This window comes from Rhodoferax sp. U2-2l (assembly GCF_020594515.1).
GTDB lineage: Bacteria > Pseudomonadota > Gammaproteobacteria > Burkholderiales > Burkholderiaceae_C > Rhodoferax.
In genome coordinates this window covers 315,905-335,561 of sequence record NZ_JAJCTH010000001.1, presented here as the reverse complement: position 1 = coordinate 335,561, position 19,657 = coordinate 315,905, and the positions used below count along the sequence as shown (strand labels likewise).

Here is a 19,657-nt window from a genome sequence, read left to right as displayed (position 1 = left end):
CGCTGCATTCTTTCCCTTTTTCCTGACGGCCAGCTCACGCTCAGAAGGGGCCAAACGCCCGTGTCATGGCGGATCATCCAGTGCAGCCAGGTCACGCCGCCAATAACGCTGATCCAGCGCCCGCTGGCAGCGCACCGCCTCGGCTTGCCAGGATTGCCACGTCACGGCACCACATTGGGGCGTCGCGACCACTTGCGCACCATACGCCGCGTATCGCACCAAAACAGGGCCCGCCGGATGCCCAAAACGGTTTCTATAGCCTGCCTGCACCAACGCAAGGCGTGGCTGCACCGCGCTCAAAAACAGATCGCTGCTGGACGACTTGCTGCCATGGTGCGGCACCAGCAACACGTCGGCACGCAAGCTGGGCGCTGGCAGCCGCTGCACCAGTTGGGCCTCTTGCGCCTGCTCGATGTCGCCCGTCAGCAGCGCGGTCTGGGGCCCGTTGGAAATGCGCAACACACAGCTCATGGCGTTGGTTTTGGTGCCCTGCCCGTAGTCAGCCGCCTGCGGGTGCAGCACCTCGAAGTCCACCCCGTCCCACTGCCACCGCTGGCCCGCCACGCAGCGCTCGGCCGGGCGCAGTGCCTGCAAAGTCGCGTCGTTGTCAAACGAGCTGAGCAACTGCGCTTGGGGCTGCGTCATCAAAACGGCCAGCGCGCCGCCGGTGTGGTCGCTGTCGCTGTGGCTCAGCAGCAAGCTGTTCAGCTGGACGCCCAGGGCGCGTAACAGCGGCACCAGCACACGCTGCCCGGCATCACTGTCGCTGCCAAATCGCGGACCGGCGTCAAACAGCAGCGCATGGTGGCGGGTGCGCACCAGCACCGCGCTGCCTTGCCCGACGTCGGCCGCCAGCAGTTCAAACTGGTTGGCCGGTGGGCGCGGTGCCTGCCACAGCAGCACCGGCAGCAACAGCGGCAAGCCCGCCAGCCGCAGGCTCCAGGGCCAACGCAGCGCCAGCAGCAGCCCGCCCAGCACCCCCGCCACCCCGGCCCAGAGCGGTGCCTGCGCCATCGACAGCACCGCCCAAGGCCAGCCCGCCAGCACGTGCAGCAGCGCGCTCATGCCCTGCACGGCCCAGGCCGCCACGCCCCACACACCGGGCACCAGAACACCGAGCATGGCCAGCGGCGTCACCAGCAGCGTCACCCAAGGAATCGCCAGCGCATTGGCCAGCAGCCCCACCAGCGACACCTGGCCAAACAGCAGCAGCACCAGCGGCGAAAGGGCCAGCGTGATCACCCATTGCTCGCGCAACAAGGACACCACCCGCCCCCGCGCCCCTTTGTCCCTGTGGCTGGCAGCGCCTGAATCCGACGCAAACAAGATCCCCACCGCGACAAAACTCAGCCAGAAGCCGGCCTGCAGCAGCGCCCACGGGTCCACCGCCACCACCACCGCGCAGGCCAGCAGCCACACCTGCGGCCACGGCCAGCGCCAGCCCGCCAGACGCAGCGCCCCCACCGTGGCCAGCATCAGCACCGTGCGCTGCGCTGGCACACCCCACCCGCTGAACAAGGCGTAGGCACCGGCGAGCAGCACCCCGCCCACCAGGGCGGCGCTGGGCGCTGGCAGCGCCAGGCACAGGCGGCCAGAGCGTTGCCAAAGCCAGCCCACCACAGCGGCCGCCAACCAGGCAAACATGCTGATGTGCAGACCCGAGATGCTCATCAAATGGGCCACGCCGGTGGCGCGGAACACGTCCCAGTCGGCGCGCTCGATGGCGCGCTGGTCGCCGGTGACCAACGCTGCGATCACGCCGGCGGCTTGCGGCGCGGGCACGCTGGCAAAAATACGCTCACGCACCCGCTGGCGCAACGCATCCACCGGATGCTGCCAGGTCATCCCCAGGCGCTGGGGCGGCAGGTCGTTGCGCCCGGTGCGCACATACCCGGTGGCCTGCACGCCCTGCTCCCACTGCCACAGCTCGTAGTCAAACCCATGCGGGTTCACGCCACCGTGCGGCGCTTTCAGGCGCACCGTCATCTGCCAGCGCTCCCCGGCCTGCACCGGCTCGGGCAAACGGTTCAGTTCGTCGGCTGATTCGTCACTGGTCTCGCGGCTGCCAAATGGACCCGCATACCAGGCCAGCTCCAACCGGCGTGGCAGGGTCACGTTCTGGCCGTCCAGCGCCGCCTCAGCCAGATCGAACCGAAAGCGTGTGCCACCCTCGAACGATTGCGGCAAGCCTGACACCACGCCCGTGACCCGGATGTCACGCCCCTCCAGCGCCGGGCTCAACGCACCGCTGGCAAAACTGCTGGCGCGCCAACCGGTGGCGCCAAATGCCAGCAGCGCAGCGATCAACACACCGCCGCCCCAGGCCAGCGGGCTGCCGGGTGACGGCCTGTGTGCCTTGCCAACAACCGCCATCAGCCCATACGCGCCCACGGCGGCCAGCACCAGCAACAGATAAACCCTGCCGGACCATAACGCGGCCAGTTGCAACTGCAACGCGCTGCCAGCCAACACACCCAGCAGCGTGGGCGTCAACGCCGGGTGTCGCAGCGCAGGCGTGGTGGGTGAGTGAACGTCAGGCACGGGCATCGCCTCATGCTACCTGTCAGGGCAGCGAAGCCACCCCGAAGCATCTAATTCAGCACGGGTTCAGACACTTGTTGCGCAGCAGAGACAACCACGGTGGTCACAACGGCTGCACCAGACCGGGGTCAGGCCGCGCCAGCCAGGCGGCCCATTCGTCCGCAAGCTGCGCGCTGGCCGACACCGCCGCGGTCCAGGCTTTGATGCGCCCGGCCAGGTCAGCGCCGTAGTGGGTGAAATCGGTGCGATCGGGCAGCTTGCCGTTGGGCAGGGTTGAAACCCAGTCCGGGTTGGGCGCCAGCACGATCAGCTTGTCCAGAAACGGCGTGGCGCGGTGGCGCCAGCGCAAATGTTTGTCCAGCCAGCCCGGCACCACACTTTGCTGAAAATGCGGGTACAGCACCAGCGTGCCTTGCGGTTTGGCGGCTTGTCGGTCGGTGGTGGAGGTCGCGGCCGGGGCGCCAGCCCAATTCAGATGCAGGTGGTAGTCGGTCACGCCACCGTCCCAGTAGGCCCCACGGGGCGCCCCGGCGATGTCATGCACCGCCTGCAACACAAACGGGATCGAACAACTGGCCTGCATGGCGGGCAAAAAATTAGCCGCGCTCAAGGCCACCTGGCGGGTCGGGTAGTCGGCATCGTCAAACGGCAAGCGCGCCGGTGTGCCGGTCAACGCGCTGGAAAACACCACCCGCTCCAGCCACCAGCCCAAGGCCCGGCGGGCGGCCAGGTTGCTCAGGAAGGCCGCGCCGTAACCGGCAGCCGTACGCCAGGCGTGCTCACGTGCCAGCAGCGCGCGCCCGCGCGAGGTCAGCACATGCAGGCGGTAACGCGGGTGCTGCAGCACCTCATCCACCCGCCCGCCGTAAAAGGCCTGCAGGTTGTGCCCGAACAAGGCGCTGACACGCGCGGGTGCCGGGCGTTTTTCGCCGGGCAGCAGCGCGAAGTTCTGATGGATGTAGTCATGTTCCAGTCGCTTGAAGGCAGCCACCGGGTCGTTCAGGCAGGCCGTGGCCATGCGCCAGGCACCAATCGACGCACCCACCAGATGCACCGGCTGATCTGACTGGGCCAACCAGTGGCCAAAGATGAACTGGTCCAGCGGCCCCAGAATCAGCCCCTTGGGGCCACCCGCTGCAGCGGGAATGGCGGCCACATCACGGCTGTGCAAACCGTGCCGGGCCAGGTGCGCCAGCGCGGTGCGACCGGCGTAAATCTGCAGCGCTTTCATCGGGCGCAACACGCCGGGCGCCGGGGCCAGGTCTTGCAAAGTGGGTTCAGGGTCGTCATGGCTAGGGCCAACGCGGGTCAAATCAGCGATCGGCCCGGCTCCTGCAGTGACCAGTCGATCGGGTCCTGCTGCAACACCAGATCAATATCGAGGCCCATCACCTCGGCCACCAGCGACGGAAAACTCACCGTCATGGCGTTTTCTGGCAGACCGGCGTGGCGCACCCGGGCGCGCCACACGGCCAGATGCACCACCCCGGCCATCGGCTCGAACGCCGCTTTGTCAAACGGCGCGTGGGCAAACAACAGGGCATCATGGATCAGCGGCGGCAAATGCCACTGGCGTGTGAGCCAGGCACTGACCTCGGTGAAGCAAAAGCCAAACTCGCGTCGCTCCACCCGAGAGCGCTTGAGCTCCAGCGGCTTGGCCCGCGCATCCAGCGCAATGGCCTGCGTCATGGCGGCGCGCATGGCCAGTTCACCCACCGCGTGAATCAGCCCGCAGGTGAACGCCGCCTGCTGGTTTTGCCGCAGCAGTCCGGCCAATGAGCGCGCCACCTTGGCGCAATCGAGGCTGTAGGTCCAGAACTGGGTGATGTCAAAGTCGGGCCCGCCCTGAAACGCCCCCACCGACGCGGCGGACGCGACCATGGCCTGCACCTGGCCCAGGCGCAGCACCGCCAGCGCCTCGCTGATGCCGTGCACCTGCCCGGCGAGTTTGAAATAGCTGGCATTGGCCGCCTGCAACAGCCGCATCGCCAGCGCCGGGTCGGTGCTGACCAGCTGGTCAATGCGGCGCAAATCGGGTTCGGGCCGCGACAGCTCCACCAGCAGCAGCGCCACCGCCTTGGGGCGGCTGGGCATGACAAAACGCGACGACAGCAGGGCGGCGGGCTCCATGGCGCCTAGTTTCCGAGACCCTTGAGTTTGGCAAACGCGGATGACATGGCGGTGGACTGTGGCGCCTGCGTGCCACCTGATGACGCACCGTGCGAGCGCGGGCGCTGCTGTGCCGTGGCGCCCTGGAAGCGGTTGTCACCAGCCACGCCGCTGCGCGCCGGTGCGGCGCCCAGCTTCATGGTGAGGGCAATGCGTTTGCGTGCCACGTCCACCTCGACCACCTGCACCTTGACGATGTCGCCGGTTTTGACCACCTCGCGCGCATCGTTGACAAACTTGTTGGCCAGCTGGCTGACATGCACCAGCCCATCTTGGTGCACGCCCAGGTCAACAAACGCACCAAAAGCGGCCACGTTGCTCACCGTGCCTTCCAGCACCATGCCCTCTTTGAGGTCACGGATGTCTTCCACACCGTCGTTGAACCGCGCCACCTTGAAGTCCGGGCGCGGGTCGCGGCCCGGCTTTTCCAGCTCGACCAGGATGTCTTTCACCGTGATCACGCCAAACTGGGCATTGGCAAACAATTCCGGGCGCAGGGTTTTGAGCATCTCGGCGCGGCCCATCAGCTCACTCACCGGCTTGCCGGTTTTGGCGATGATCTGCTCCACCACCGGGTAGGTTTCCGGGTGCACGCCGGTCATGTCCAGCGGGTTGGCGCCGCCGCGAATGCGCAGAAAACCGGCGCATTGCTCAAAGGTCTTGGCACCCAGGCCGGTGACTTTGAGCAAATCCTGGCGGCTGGCAAAGGCACCGTTGGCTTCGCGCCAGCGCACCACAGCTTTGGCCACGTTGGCACTCAGGCCCGAGACCCGGCTCAACAGCGGCACACTGGCCATGTTCAGGTCAACACCGACCGCGTTCACGCAATCTTCCACCACCGCGTCCAGCGTTTTGGCCAGTTCGCTCTGGTTCACATCGTGCTGGTACTGGCCCACACCGATGCTTTTGGGGTCGATCTTGACCAGCTCGGCCAGCGGGTCTTGCAAGCGGCGGGCAATGCTGGCGGCGCCGCGCAAGCTCACATCGACATCGGGCATTTCTTGCGAGGCAAATTCGCTGGCTGAATAGACGGAGGCGCCCGCTTCGGAGACCACGACTTTTTCAATCGCTGCTGGCGCTTGATTCGTCTCGGCGACAGCCTGTTTCGCCATCAGCTTGATCAGATCGGCGGCGAGTTTGTCGGTTTCGCGGCTGGCGGTGCCGTTGCCAATGGCGATCAGGTTCACGCCATGTTTGTCACACAATTTGGCCAGGGTGTGCAGGGAACCGTCCCAATCCTTGCGCGGCTCGTGCGGAAACACCGTGGCCGTGTCGACCAGCTTGCCGGTGGCGTCCACCACCGCCACTTTGACGCCCGTGCGGATGCCCGGGTCCAGCCCCAGCACCACGCGCGGGCCTGCCGGGGCCGCCAGCAACAAGTCGCGCAGGTTGTCGGCAAACACCTTGATCGCCACCGCCTCAGACGCCTCGCGCAGTTTGGCAAACAGGTCACGCTCGGTGGAGAGGCTGAGTTTCACCCGCCAGGTCCAGGCGACACATCTGCGGATCAGATCGTCTGCCGCGCGGCCCTGATGGCGCCAGCCCAGCTTTTGGGCGATGCGGCCTTCGGCCAGCGACACCACTGGTGATGCTTTTGATTTTGTAGCTGCTGGCGCTTTCTCCAGCGCGACGGCAGGCTGCTGGGAGGCAGACGCCGCGGCAGCGGCCACCGGTTGCTCGGGCAGCACCAGCTTGGCCTCCAGAATCTCCAGGCTGCGCCCGCGAAACACCGCCAGCGCGCGGTGTGAGGGTACCCGGGCGATCGGTTCGTCATAGTCAAAGTAGTCGCGGAACTTGGCCACCTCGGGCTGGTTCTCGTCCTTGCCGGCCATCAGCGTGCTTTTGAACAGGCCGTTGGTCCACAGCCACTCGCGCAAGTCTTGCACCAGCGCGGCGTCTTCGGCCCAGCGCTCCGAGAGGATGTCGCGCACACCGTCCAGCACCGCTTGAACAGTGGTGAAGTCGTCACCGGCTTCGGTTTTGTCGGGCAGCACAAAGGCTTGCGCCTGCAGCGCCGGGTCCAGCGCGGGGTTGGCCAGCAGCTGGTCGGCCAGCGGCTCGATGCCGGCTTCGCGCGCGATCATGCCTTTGGTACGGCGCTTGGGCTTGTAGGGCAGGTACAGGTCTTCCAGTTCCTGCTTGGTCGCTGCGGCCTGCAGCGCGGCCAGCAAGGCGGGTGTGAGCTTGCCTTGCTCGTCGATACTCTTCACGATGGCGGCGCGGCGATCTCGCAACTCGCGCAAATAGGCTAGTCGGACATCGAGCTCGCGCAGCTGGATGTCGTCCAGGCCGCCGGTGGCCTCTTTTCTGTAGCGGGCCACAAAGGGCACGGTGGCTCCCCCGTCCAGCAGGGCCACAGCCGCGGCCACCTGATGTTCCTGAACCCGGATTTCTTGCGCGATCTGCGCGATGATGTTGTGCATAAAACTCAGCGGTCAGCCCGTCCAACAACGGGCGCCAGACAGACAAAAAAACGTGAGTGTGCCACATGCCACCCGCTCAAGCCGCGGTGTTCAGCGTGGGACAAAACGCGGTGAGTGCTTGGTCAGCCAGGGCTTCATCAGCATGTCTTCCTTGATGACATGGTTGAGCAGCCAGTCGCGCAAAAAGGCGGTGAAATGGTTGATGGCAGCCTGTGACCAGCTGTCTCCCAAGCCCGCGCGCACCTCCTGCAGTTTGACCTGCAGCGCGTCGTGCGACACATGCAGCTGATCAGACTGGGGGTATCCAATGGCCCGGGCCAGCTGCTCTTCACGCTGGAAATGCAGCTGACCGTAGTGGGCCAGCTCGTCCAGCAGCACCGGCAGACGCGCCAATTGGTTGGCCTTCAGGCTGGCCTCGGCTTTGTTGATGATCTCCAGCAAATACTGGTGATCGGTATCAATCATGTCGTTGCACACGCTGAACTGGTCACGCCACTGGATCGGCATACATCCTCCGTCTTTCTCATCTTGTGGATTTTGAGGTGGCGCCCGTAGTTTATGTGCAACACTCAAATGTCTGGGCGCAACGTTGAACGACAGCGGATCAGTCACTTTTGTCACCGAGATATCACCTGATCATGTTTTGATAGCAAATCATGTGGACTTGATCTGCGTTAAGGCTTATCGTCACGGCACGCTGGGTGGCTCGACCCGAGGTCGAAAACTGGTGGCTCCCATGCGCTTTGCTGCTATATTGAAGTGATCGTTGTTGAACCTTATAAACAATGCGGCTGCCCGGACGAGCCCTCATAACCAGAGTTATTTGTGACCTCCTCACATTCTGAAGACATTCGCAATCGCCTGCTGGTGGCGCGGCTGCCGACCATGCCGCAGATTCTGATCAAGCTGATCGATTTATGCCAGTCCGATGATGCCGGGATGCCTGAACTGGCCCAACTCATCGCCAATGACGCGGGCATGAGCAGCCGGGTTTTGCGCGTGGCCAACAGCGCCGCTTACCACCGCGGTGGGCGTCAGGTGGGCCTGGCGCAGGCGTTGTCGGTGCTGGGTGCGGACCTGGTGAAATCGCTGCTGATCAGCGAATCGGTGTTCCAGACGTTCAATGGCTTTCCCCACACCGGTGGCTCTGATTTGCGCGCTTTCTGGAAACACTCCCTCACAGCCGCCGTGCTGGCGCGCGATCTGGCCAAGGCCACGCAGTACCCGCAGGTGGAAGAAGCCTACCTGACCGGGCTGCTGCACGATGTGGGTCGGCTCGCCCTGCTGGCTGCCGCGCCCGATGACTACAGTCCCATTTTTCAGATCATGGACTGCGAGCGGTTATGTGACACCGAACAAGCCAGCCTGCACATTTCACACGCCGAGGCGGGTGCCTGGCTGATCGAGCGCTGGGAGATGGACTCCTTTCTGGCGGATGCGGTGTTGTACCACCACGAAGTGCCCGCCCGTGTCTTGACCGCGCACCCGCTCATTCGCATCATCCACCTGGCCCATTTGCTCAGCGATCACCGGCCGGGTGTGCCCTTACCCGAGGACATGGGCGCCATCTGCCAACTCAGCGACGCCGAGGTGCTGGAGATTTACCAGAACTGCGAAGCACAGGTCATGCTGGCGGCCGACCATCTGGGCATTGACCTGTCCGGCCTGCCCGAGTTGCTGGCCCCGGTGGCCGTGCCCACTGCGGCCGTGCCGGTCAACCCCGTCCAGCAACGCCTGACCGAAGAAATCCGCAACCGCGCCCTGACGGCTGAACTGGGTCAGGTCTTCGCCCGTCAGAAAGGCGATAGCCAGCTCCTGGAGAGCGTGCGGCAAAACGCCCGCATCCTGTTTGAACTGGATGACACGGCGATTTTCCTGGTGACCAACCACGGCCGTGCCCTGGTGGGCGCCTCGGTGGGGGAGCAGCGTCAACGTCTGGCCGATTTTCCGGTCAGCCTGGCCGGCGGTGGCCTGGCTGAGGCGGTGCTGAAGAAAAACCTGGCTTTCCTGGAGCGTGGCCGCAGCACCCTGAACTTGGCTGAAGAACAGCTGCTGCGCGCCTTCAACGCCCCGTGCCTGCTGTGTTTGCCGCTGGTGTCGGGCACGCGCTGTCTGGGCGTCCTGATGGCCGGGGTGGCGTCGTGGCGCGTCACCGAACTGCGGCGGCAGGACAAGTTCCTGCTTGCCTTTGGCGCCCAGGCCGCCACCGCCATGGAAGCGGCTACCAAGGATCGCAGCGAACAAGACAAGCGCATTGCCGCCCTGCAGGCGGAGCACATAAAAAACTCGCGCAAGATCGTGCACGAGGCCAGCAACCCGCTGTCGATCATCAAAAATTACCTGGGTGTGCTCGACGACAAACTGTCGCGCCAGGAACCGGTGAACAGCGAGCTGAGCATCCTGAACGAAGAAATCGACCGTGTGGGCAGCATCATCAAGGAGTTTGCCCGCGTCACGCCATCCGCGCCAGACACGGCGATTGACATCAACAAAGTGGTGGCCGACATCGTCCGGCTGTTTCGTGACAGCAGGTTTTTGCCACCCTCGGTGCAGATCCTGGCGGTCGTGCCCGACGAGCCCAGCGAGATCATTGGCACCACCGGCGTGGTCAAGCAGATTTTTGTCAACCTGATCAAAAACTCGGTCGAGGCGCTGCCACAGGGCGGGCGCATCGAGGTCATCAACAACGGCACCACCCAGCGCGGTGGCGCGGCGTACTTCTCGCTGCTGATCAAGGACAACGGGCCCGGTCTGCCTGAGCAGGTGCTGAACAAGCTGTTCCAGCCGGTCCAGAGCAGCAAGGCGGGTGACAACCGTGGGCTGGGGCTGAGCATTGTGCATGGCCTGGTACAGAAGTTGCAGGGCTCGATCTCCTGCAAGAGTTCCGCGCTGGGGACCAGTTTTGAGATCCTGTTACCGGCGCGGCACGCCAAAGCCCTGATCCAATGAGCCATATTAGCCCGATGCAATGGGATTTTGCGCTGGCCTCACAAGGTCTGCCATCCGCCCAGCCCCCGGCACAGCCCCCCCGGCTGCTGTTGGTCGATGATGAACCCCGCCTGCTGCAAAGCCTGTGTGAGCTGCTCAAGAACCGTGGTTTCATCCTGGTCACGGCGCAAAACGGCCACGAAGCCATCACCCGCCTGAACAGTGAACCTTTCGATCTGGTGATCCTGGACCTGCGCATGCCCGACATCTCGGGCCAAGAGGTCATGGACTACATGAATGTCCACAAGATCGACACCAACGTGATCGTCACCAGCGGTGACAGTGGCATCGAAGCCGCCATCAGCGTTCTCAGACGGGGCGCCTACGACTACCTGCGCAAGCCCTACCCGCGGGAAGAACTCCTCAAAGCCGTTCAGAACGCCTTGCAACAGCGCCGGCTGGCAGCAGAAAACAAGCAGATTGCGGCCAGGCTGGAGAGTTCGGAGCGCATTTACCGCCATCTGGTCGACAGCTCGCCCGACATCATCTTCACACTGGACCACCGGGGCATGCTGACTTTCGTCAACCACCGGGTGCAGCCGCTGCTGGGGTTCAACGCCGAAGACCTGATTGGCCAACACTATGCCGATCTGGTTCACGCTCGTGACATGGAGCGTGCCCAATATGTGTTCAGCGATGGTCAGCAGCAGCAGCGCTGGTCGCGCAACATTGAATTGCGCCTCAAATCCCGCCATCTTGACGATGAAGGCCGCGTCTTCAGTGTGGAACTGATGAGCATCTCTTTCGCCACACAGGTGAAGCCCGCCGACGGCGAGCCACAACGCCCGGACCGGCTGGGCATTTACGGTGTGGCGCGTGACATCACCGACCGCAAACGCGCCGATGAACTGATTGCCTACCAGGCTTATTACGACGTGTTGACCGACCTGCCCAACCGCGTCCTGTTCAAGGACCGGCTCAGTCTGGCGCTGCTGCAGGCCAAACGCAAAAAAGCCGGGCTGGCGGTGATGTATGTCGACCTGGACCGTTTCAAGGTCATCAACGATTCTCTGGGGCACCACCTGGGCGACGAACTGCTGCAGCAAGTCAGTGTGCGTCTCAAAGGCTGTCTGCGCCACAGCGACACGCTGTCGCGTTTTGGCAGCGACGAATTCAATGTGGTCCTGCCCGAGCTTGACACCGTACAAGACCCGACCCGGGTAGCGCAGGCTTTTCTGGATGCCTTGCGGGTGCCTTTTGAGCTGGGCGGGCAGGTGATTCACATCACCGCCAGCATCGGCGTGGCGGTCTACCCCAAAGATGGCGAAAGTGTGGACGACCTGATCCGCAACGCCGACCTGGCCATGCACGCCAAGAAGTCGCAAGGGCGCAACGGCTACAAGTTTTTTGAACTCACCATGCTCAACCAGAGTTTTGAGCAGATTTCGGTGGAAAGCGGCCTGCGCCTGGCACTGTCTGCCGGTGAGCTGGAGATGTATTACCAGCCGCAGGTGGATGTCAAGTCCGGCAAGATCATGGGCGCCGAGGCACTGATGCGCTGGAACCACCCGCAGCGCGGCTTTTTGGGGGCCGGTGCCTTCTTGCCGTTTGCCGAGGAAAGTGGCTTGATCATTGCCATCAGCGACTGGATGCTGGAAGCCGTCTGCCGCGACCTGCTGGCCTGGAACACCCTGAGCGACGATCGCCCTTACCTGTCCATCAACCTGTCGCCGCATTACCTCGACCAGGGTGACTTCTACGACAAACTCAAGGCCACCCTGGAGCGTTTTCAAATCTCGCCCTCCCAGCTGGAGGTCGAAATCACCGAGAACATCTGTATCCGCAATCCGCAGGCGGCCATTGACCAGCTTCACATGCTGTGCCAACTGGGTGTGCGGGTGGCGATTGACGACTTTGGCACCGGTTACTCGTCACTGTCCTACCTGCACCGCTTCCCGATCCATGTGCTCAAAATCGACCGGTCCTTTGTGATGACCATCGAGGACGACACCCAGCAGTTCCCGGTGGTGCTGGCGATCATTTCCATTGCCAAGGGCCTGGGCCTGAAGCTGGTGGCCGAGGGGGTGGAGACCGAAGTGCAAAAGCGTTACCTGGAACAAGCCGGCTGCCAGACTTTCCAGGGCTACTACTACCATCGGCCCATGCCACAACGCGCGTTGATGGGTTTGCTGCTGAGCCAGAGCATCCACTGAATGTGCGGGTCAGCCCGCCACACTTGCCAAAAGTGTTAACAATCGCTTACTATTTTTGCGGGGCGTGCAACTCAAGGTGAGCCGGGCCAAGCCGAAAATGACCCAACAGGCCACACGGGCGCACAAGCGACATCGCTGCTCCGCACCTGTCCATAGTGCTTTCTGAGGGGCCCTTGTGAACCTATCGTCTGAAGACATCCGCCAACGCCTGCTGGTCGCCCGGCTCCCCAGCCCCCCCCAGACGCTGATGCGACTGATGTTGCTGTGCCAGTCGGACGATGTGGGCATGGGCGAGTTGGCTGAACTGATCGCCAGTGACCCCGGCCTGGCCGCCAAGGTGTTGTCGGTGGCCCACAGCGCCGCCTATCACCGCGCCAATGCCAACGCCCTCACGCTGCTGCAAGCGACCAGCACGCTGGGGATGGCGCTGATCAAGGTGCTGGTGATCAGCGAGTCGGTGTTCCAGACGGTCAACGCCTTCCGGCAGGCCGATGCGGTCGATCTGCGCTATTTCTGGAAACACAGTCTCACGGTGGCGGTGCTCGCCCGCGCCCTGGCCAACCGGCAGGGTCATGTGAATGCCGAAGAAATTTACCTGAGTGGTCTGTTGCATGACGTTGGCCGGCTGGCCTTGCTGGCCGCCGTGCCCGAGCGTTACACCGAGCTGTTTGGCCTGCCGGACGACGCCAGCCTGTGCACCCGGGAGCAAAACGCCTTGGGCATGTCGCACACCGATGCGGGCGCCTGGCTGCTGGAACACTGGCACCTGAGCGACGACATGGTGCAAAGTGTGCTGGACCACCACAACGGGGACGATGCCGGCCTGCAGCGTGCGCAGCCACTGGCGCAAACCGTGCATCTGGCGCACCGGCTGGCTGATCTGGCGCTGGAACTGCCGCAGGACACGCCGCCCTGGGCCGCCAGCCAGGGTTTGAGCCTCGAAGACATCACCGCCCTGCTGCAGAAAACCGAGTTGCAGGTGACGCAAATCGCGCGTGACCTGGGCGTTGACATCACCAGGACCGAGGCGCCGCAAGCCGCCAGTCGGGTGGCAGCCCCGCCGCAGCGCCTGGACACCGTTCAGGCCGAACTCGCCCGCGACGTGCTGGACCGCAGCGTACTCAATGAAATGGCCATGACGCTGATCAACCTGACCAGCACCAACGCCGCGCTGACCTCCTTGCGCCAGCACGCCAGCGCCTTGCTGCAACTGGAAGATGCCATGGTCATGCTGGCACGCAACAACCAGCAGACGCTGGTGCCGGTGTCCATGAACGAGCAACACCTGGCCGCCACCCCGCTGTCGTTTGATGTGTCGTTCGACCCCGCCATGGCGCAATGTGTGGGCCAGCGCAAAGTGGTGTTTGCCAGACGCGGCGGTCAGACCGTCAGCCCCTTGCTGGATGTGATGGAAGCCAACGAAGTGGTGCTGATGCCCCTCTTGACCGCGCAACACTGTCTGGGCGTGCTGGCAGCCGCGGTGCCGCCACAGATGAGCCAACACCTCAAAACCCAGCAGGCCACGCTGCAGTCATTTGGCGTGTACGCGGGCCTGGCGCTGTCACGCCGGCGGCTGGCCGACAAAAACCACGCCGCCCAAACCCTCTCGGCCAAGGAGGCACAGCAGCTGGAGCTCAAACGGGTGGCGCAGGCGGTCGATGTGCTGGTGGACGCCCTCGCCAAAGCCGACCAGGGCAGCCCCATGGCACCGGTGGACCTCAGCCTGGCGGTGCGCGACGCCTTGCAGCTGCTGCAACACCGTCAGCTCATTCCCGGCAACATCGAAGTCAGCTCCGAATTGCCCAACCGCGCCTGCTGGGTGCAAGGCTCGGCGGACAAAATCAAACAGCTCCTGCTGATCCTCGTCAAAAACGCCTGCGAAGCCATGCCCGACGGCGGGCAAATCGTGGTCAATGGCGGCGTGCTGGTGCAGCGTGAAGGCAGTGTCTTCACAGCCCTCACCGTGACCGACACCGGCGCCAGCCTGAAAGAAGCCATTCAGGCCCAGTTGTATGAACCGATTCACCGCACCGCCCGGGGCGACGGCGACAAGCCCGCGTTTGGCTTGGGCATGGTGAACCATTTGGTGGAAAAAATGGGCGGGCACCTCAGGTTCAGTGCCAGCGCCACCGGCACCCGCTTCGACATCCTGCTGCCCTGCGCCAGAAACCCGTCCGTTTGACGCCTTCAAGCGGGGCGCAGCATCTCCAGGTGAGCAATGCCGTCTTCCAGGTAGTGCGTGCCGGTATCCACAAAGCCATGTTTGGCGTAAAAGTCGGCCAGTTGCATCTGGGCACCGATGCGGATGGCCTGCGGGCCCCAGACCTGGCTGATGGCTGAGATGGCCTGCTCGATCAACACATGCCCCAGCCCGTGGCCACGGGCGCTCTGGCGCGTCAGCACCCGCCCGAAACTAGCTTCAGGAAACTTGACACCGGCCTCAAAACAGCGCGCATAGGCCTGCAACTGGCCATGCTGTACGCCCAGCAAATGCATGGCTTTGGGGTCGGCGCCGTCCATGTCTTGAAAAAGGCAGGCCTGCTCCACCACAAACACCTCGCTGCGCAGGCGCAGCGCCTCATACAACTCGCCCACACGCAAATCTTCGAACGCCATCAGCCGCCACACCGGCGCTGATGATGCCTCATGCGTTGCACGGCCTGTACCAATGGACCACAGTTTGAACGTCATGACGATCCCTCCTGCCTGAGCGCATAACCGATGCGCGGGAAATGGACCCGTACCCCGCCTGCACGCGGGTCTGTGCGGCCCAAGGTGTAATGGCTTTGGGTGGCCTCCAGCAACACACCCACGGTGGGTTCGCTGCCAAAACTCTCGGCAGCCACACTGACCTGACTGCCCAGCGGTATGCCGTGGTGGTCCTGAAAGTCCGGGTCATTCTGGCGGCCAGCAGCGTTGGCAGCAGCACTGACCGCGATGGCGTCTGCCGCGCTCAGGTGTTGTTTTTGGCCGTGACCGAAGGCCTCGATGCGGTCCATCCAGCGCAGCACCGTGGGCACCGCGTGCAGGATCGAGGCCAAACCCGGCACCTGCGTGCGGGTGAACCACAGCGGGTGGTAGGCCGCAAAATCTGCCACGCAGGGCACCGGGCCCAGCAAAAAGGGGTGTGCCTCCAGCATCGACGCCAGCCGTTGCAGGTAGGCGTGGTAAGCCACCGCGGCATCCGGCGGCCGGGGCCGGGCCAGCCCGCTGGCCATGGCGGCACGGTCGGCGGCAAAATCCTTCACCACCTGGGCGGGCAGCCCGTCAAACAGCTCGGCCATGCCGGCCTTTTGCAGGTTGTAACCCATGGCGGCCCAAAACAGGGTGCTGTCAGCCCACTGCGCCACGATGTCGGCCAGCGCGGAGTTCACCTGGGCCGGGTACAGGCTGGGCGTGGGCGCGTGCTGCTCCAGCACCTCGCAGATCAGGGTGGTGTCACAGTAGATGTCAGCGCCGATCTGCAGCACCGGGGTCTTGCGGTAACCACCGGTGAGCGCCAGCAGATCGGGCTTGGGCAGGATGGTCGGGACCACCACCGACTGCCAGGCCAGCCGCTTGAAACCCAGCACCGCGCGGATTTTTTCCGAGAACGGCGACATCGGGTAATGGTGCAGGATCAGCATAGTTTGACCAGCTGTTTGCCAAAGTTCTTGCCTTTGAGCAAGCCCAGAAACGCCTCGGGCGCCGCCGCCAACCCGTGGACGATGGATTCGCGCGGGCGCAGTTTGCCAGTCACCACCAGCATGCCCAGTTCCCTCAGGGCCTCCGGCCACACCTCCAGGTGTTCGCTCACGATAAACCCCTGCACTTTCAGGCGGCTCAACAAAATCAACGCCGGGTGACTCATCACCATGGGCGCACCGTCGTAGCCGGCAATCATGCCGCACATGGCGATGCGACCAAACGCGTTCATGCGGGTCATCACCGCGTCCAGCACCATCCCGCCCACATTTTCGAAATAGCCGTCCACACCATCAGGACACGCCGCCTTCAGCGCTTGGGACAAGGATGCCGCATCGGCATGTTGCTTGTAGTCAATGCAGGCGTCAAACCCCAGGTCGTTCACCACATAGGCACACTTGTCCGGGCCACCGGCAATGCCCACCACCCGGCAGCCGCGGGCCTTGGCCAGCGCGCCAAAGGCACTGCCCACCGCGCCCGCGGCGGCACTCACCACCAGGGTGTCGCCCGCTTTGGGCGCAATGATCTTCACCAGGCCGTACCAGGCGGTCACGCCCGGCATGCCCACTGCACCCAGGTAGTCACTCATGGGGATGCGGGTGGTGTCCACCTGGCGCAGCGCACCCGGCTCGGTGGCGTCCACCACGCTGTATTCCTGCCAGCCGCCCATACCCACCACAGTGTCGCCTGCGGCAAAAGCCGGGTGGCGCGACTCGACCACCACCCCCACCGTGCCGCCCAGCATCACCTCACCCAGCGGCTGCGGTGCGGAGTAACTTTTGGTCTCGTTCATGCGGCCGCGCATGTAGGGGTCCAGACTCAGGTAGTGGTGCTGCACCAGCACCTGGCCGCTTAGCAGCGCTGGCGTGGGATGGCACACCAGCGTGAAGTTGCTGGCCACGGCCTCACACACCGGTCGGTTGTCGAGCAATATCTGGTGGTTCAGTGGCATGGTTCGGGGTCCTTTCAGGTGGGTTCTCGGTTCAATCCATGCACGCTTTTGGCACCCACCGGCAGGCGCTGGATGTATTTGAAGGTGCCGGTAGCGTGCGCGCAGGCTTTGCCATGGTCGTCGAACACGGTAGCCTCGGTGAAGGCCAGCGTGGCGGTGTGGTGCTTGAGCGTGCCGCGCGCCACCAGCGGCCCGTGTGACGGGCGCATGAAACTGGTTTTCATCTCCACCGTGACCACACCGGTACGCCCGGGCGAGGCACGTGCGGCCATCGCCATGGTCACGTCCAGCAGCGTCATCACCACACCGCCGTGGGTCACGTTGTAAGAGTTCAGGTGCTCGGGTCGGGCGGTGAAACAGATCTCGGACTGGCCATCGGCAAACTGGGTGAGCACAAAACCCAGGTGGCTGACAAACGGAATCTCGACGCCAAAGTCGGTGCCGGGCACGCTCAGCGCCATCATGCAACCGCCTCCAGGCAGGCGCTGACGCCGCCATCCACCACCAGACATTGGCCGGAGATGTATTTACCCGCGTCGCTGGCCAGCAGCAGCACCGCGCCCTTGAGGTCGTCATGACCGACGGACAGCCCCGGGCAGAGGGCGTTGACGTTGATGCCGTGGGGCGCCCACTCACGGGCCAGCGCACGGGTGAGGCTGATCAGCGCGCCCTTGGCGGTGTAGTTGGCCAGGCTGCCCGGCTCAGAGACCGTGCCGCCCAAGTCGGCGCCCGCGGCCACGTTGATGATGCGCCCGCCGCGCCCGATCATGCTGTGCCGGGCCACCAGCTGGCACAACACAAAGGTGCCACGCAGGTTGCGGTTCATCACCTCGTCCCAGGCGGCCACGGCGTCCCCTGGCGCCGCGTCGCCCCAATTGGCACTGATGTTGTTGACCAGAATATCCACATCCCCCATGCGCTGCAGGGTTTCAGCAACCAGCTTGTGCAGGTCAGCCTCGACCGCGCAGTCGGCTGCCACCCAGCGGGCATCCAGACCGGCGGCTTGCAGGTCGGCGCAGGCCGCTTCCAGCGCATCGGCGTGGCGGGCGCACAGCATCAGGCGCGCACCGGCTTCGCCCAGCGCGTGCGCCATGTGCAGGCCCGACCCGTGCGAGCCGCCGGTGATCAGGGCGGTTTTGCCGGTCAAATCGAACAGTTGGTGGATGGTGCGGGGCATGTCGGGGCCTTTCTCTGGACCTATTTTGCAGGAAATAGCGCTGTGTCCTGGCGCAATTTTTCGCCGCCATGCTGGCAACAGGCACGCACCCACCCAGTGTTCGCGAACGCACAGACCCCCGCCAGATCCGTCGCCATACTGAGACGGGCTGATCGCTCGGCCACATCGGCAGAGCGGCAGCGCTGGTAGCCAACCAACCAGCGCCCCACATCACAGGAGACCTTCATGCACATCGCACTCAGACAGTTTTTCGCCGTCGCAGGGGTGGCTCTGGCCGCCCAGGCGAGCGCCCAGGTCACCTTTTATGAGCAGAACAACTTTCGCGGCGAATCTTTCAGCACCCAACGGCAAGTGGGCGACTTTTCCCGCTATGGCTTCAACGACCGCGCGTCCTCGGCCGAAGTGACCTCCGGGCGCTGGGAGGTGTGTGAAGACAGCCGCTTCAATGGTCGCTGCGTGGTGCTGCGCCAGGGGCGTTATGCGTCGCTGGCCGACATGGGCCTGAACAACCGGGTGTCGTCGGTACGCATGGTGCGCAATGACGCCCGCATCGACGATGACCGTTATGCCCCGATGCCTGTTACCGAGGCCCCTGATTTCCGCCGCCGCAACAACGAACGCCTGTACGAGGCAAGGGTAACTTCGGTGCGCGCGGTGGTGGGCCCGCCTGAGCAACGCTGCTGGATCGAGCAGGAACAAGTCCCGCAAGAGCAACAAAGCAACGCCAATGTGCCAGGTGCCGTGGTAGGCGCCCTGCTGGGCGGTGTGCTGGGGCATCAGGTGGGCGGTGGCAGCGGCAAAGACCTGGCCACCATCGGTGGCGTGGTGGCCGGCGCGGCGATTGGCAACCAGGTCGGGCGCAACAACACCCCACTGCCCGCACAAACGCGCGATGTGCAGCGCTGCCGTGACGTCCCCAGCCAGGCCGCACCCCAGTTTTGGGATGTGAGCTACACCTTCCGTGGCATGGACCACCAGGCACAGATGACTGCGCCCCCGGGCCGCAGCATCACCGTCAATCAGCGTGGCGAGCCCCGCGAATAACGTCCGCGCCACCCCCTTTTTCAACTTTCAGGAGAACACCTTGCGTCAAAAAACATTTTTAAGCATTGCGCTGGCTCTGGCTTTAGCCACCGCTGGCAGCGCCTTTGCCCAAGGCAACAGCCGCCACGACCGCGGCAACAACAACTGCCGCGACGGCAACTGCGCCGGGCCGGACCAGCGCCATCGCCCCAGCCCGAACGCCCGCCAGCCCAACCGGCCAGACTATCAGCAGCGCAACGACGACCGCAACCCGCCGCAGCGTTACAGCCAGCCGCGTTATGACCCGCAACCCCGCATGAACAACGACATGCGCCGCGACCATCGCGGCGCCGGGCCAGAGCGCTCGTATTACCGGGGTGACCGCCTGCCGCTGCAATACCGCAGCAGGCAATATGTGGTGAACGACTGGCGCGGTCACCACCTGAATGCACCCCCGCGTGGTTACCACTGGGTGCAAAGCGGCGGCGACTACCTGCTGGTGGCCATCACCACCGGCATCATCCTGCAACTGCTGCTGAGCAACTGA

15 protein-coding genes are annotated in these 19,657 nt (G+C 64.2%); 5 read left to right on the top strand and 10 right to left on the bottom strand.

The window, feature by feature from the left end; genetic code table 11:
- Positions 1–63: 63 nt before the first annotated feature.
- From LHU53_RS01475 to LHU53_RS01455, 5 genes are all read right to left on the bottom strand, one after another.
- The gene (locus LHU53_RS01475) at positions 64–2,541 is read right to left on the bottom strand and encodes a DNA internalization-related competence protein ComEC/Rec2 (RefSeq protein WP_227330294.1); all 2,478 of its coding nucleotides are present in this window, start codon (positions 2,539–2,541) and stop codon (positions 64–66) included.
- A gap of 103 nt (positions 2,542–2,644) precedes the next feature.
- Positions 2,645–3,772 (bottom strand): patatin-like phospholipase family protein, encoded by a 1,128-nt coding sequence (locus LHU53_RS01470; RefSeq protein WP_227330348.1) that lies wholly within the window; start codon positions 3,770–3,772, stop codon positions 2,645–2,647.
- Positions 3,773–3,849: 77 nt separating this feature from the next.
- Positions 3,850–4,671, bottom strand: a complete 822-nt coding sequence (locus LHU53_RS01465; protein WP_227330293.1) for an HDOD domain-containing protein — start codon at positions 4,669–4,671, stop codon at positions 3,850–3,852.
- Between the two features lie 5 nt (positions 4,672–4,676).
- Positions 4,677–7,133: a Tex family protein gene (locus LHU53_RS01460; protein ID WP_227330292.1), complete on the bottom strand. Its 2,457-nt coding sequence runs from the start codon at positions 7,131–7,133 to the stop codon at positions 4,677–4,679.
- Between the two features lie 90 nt (positions 7,134–7,223).
- Complete coding sequence (locus tag LHU53_RS01455; RefSeq protein WP_227330291.1) at positions 7,224–7,640, bottom strand: bacteriohemerythrin; 417 nt, start codon at positions 7,638–7,640, stop codon at positions 7,224–7,226.
- 318 nt (positions 7,641–7,958) lie between these two features.
- On the opposite strand from LHU53_RS01455, the gene LHU53_RS01450 reads away from it, so the two are divergent.
- The 3 genes from LHU53_RS01450 (at position 7,959) to LHU53_RS01440 (ending at position 14,456) form a co-directional block, all read left to right on the top strand.
- Positions 7,959–10,082, top strand: coding sequence for an HDOD domain-containing protein (locus LHU53_RS01450; RefSeq protein ID WP_227330290.1), 2,124 nt, complete (start codon positions 7,959–7,961; stop codon positions 10,080–10,082).
- A complete protein-coding gene (locus LHU53_RS01445) occupies positions 10,079–12,274 on the top strand; it encodes an EAL domain-containing protein (protein WP_227330289.1) in 2,196 nt (731 codons plus the stop codon). The genes LHU53_RS01450 and LHU53_RS01445 overlap by 4 nt, the downstream gene beginning before the upstream one ends.
- A gap of 175 nt (positions 12,275–12,449) precedes the next feature.
- Positions 12,450–14,456 carry an HDOD domain-containing protein gene (locus tag LHU53_RS01440; RefSeq protein WP_227330288.1) on the top strand — a complete coding sequence of 669 codons (2,007 nt, stop codon included), beginning with the start codon at positions 12,450–12,452 and terminating at the stop codon, positions 14,454–14,456.
- A 5-nt stretch (positions 14,457–14,461) separates the two neighbouring features.
- Here LHU53_RS01440 and LHU53_RS01435 read toward each other — a convergent pair whose 3' ends face one another.
- Genes LHU53_RS01435 through LHU53_RS01415 form a run of 5 tightly spaced genes read right to left on the bottom strand, consistent with a single transcriptional unit; the run spans position 14,462 to position 18,087 of the window.
- On the bottom strand, positions 14,462–14,965 hold the full coding sequence (locus tag LHU53_RS01435; RefSeq protein WP_370632194.1) for a GNAT family N-acetyltransferase: 504 nt from the start codon (positions 14,963–14,965) through the stop codon (positions 14,462–14,464).
- A complete protein-coding gene (locus LHU53_RS01430) occupies positions 14,962–15,900 on the bottom strand; it encodes a glutathione S-transferase family protein (protein ID WP_227330287.1) in 939 nt (312 codons plus the stop codon). The genes LHU53_RS01435 and LHU53_RS01430 overlap by 4 nt, the downstream gene beginning before the upstream one ends.
- Complete coding sequence (locus LHU53_RS01425; RefSeq protein WP_227330286.1) at positions 15,894–16,910, bottom strand: NADP-dependent oxidoreductase; 1,017 nt, start codon at positions 16,908–16,910, stop codon at positions 15,894–15,896. The genes LHU53_RS01430 and LHU53_RS01425 overlap by 7 nt, the downstream gene beginning before the upstream one ends.
- Before the next feature lie 14 nt (positions 16,911–16,924).
- On the bottom strand, positions 16,925–17,374 hold the full coding sequence (locus tag LHU53_RS01420; RefSeq protein WP_227330285.1) for a PaaI family thioesterase: 450 nt from the start codon (positions 17,372–17,374) through the stop codon (positions 16,925–16,927).
- The gene (locus LHU53_RS01415) at positions 17,371–18,087 is read right to left on the bottom strand and encodes an SDR family NAD(P)-dependent oxidoreductase (protein WP_227330284.1); all 717 of its coding nucleotides are present in this window, start codon (positions 18,085–18,087) and stop codon (positions 17,371–17,373) included. Before LHU53_RS01415 ends, LHU53_RS01420 begins: the two co-directional genes overlap by 4 nt.
- Positions 18,088–18,312: 225 nt before the next feature.
- Between LHU53_RS01415 and LHU53_RS01410 the strand changes: the two genes are divergently transcribed.
- Positions 18,313–19,131: a beta/gamma crystallin-related protein gene (locus LHU53_RS01410; protein ID WP_227330283.1), complete on the top strand. Its 819-nt coding sequence runs from the start codon at positions 18,313–18,315 to the stop codon at positions 19,129–19,131.
- 40 nt (positions 19,132–19,171) lie between these two features.
- On the top strand, positions 19,172–19,657 hold the full coding sequence (locus LHU53_RS01405) for an RcnB family protein (RefSeq protein ID WP_227330282.1): 486 nt from the start codon (positions 19,172–19,174) through the stop codon (positions 19,655–19,657).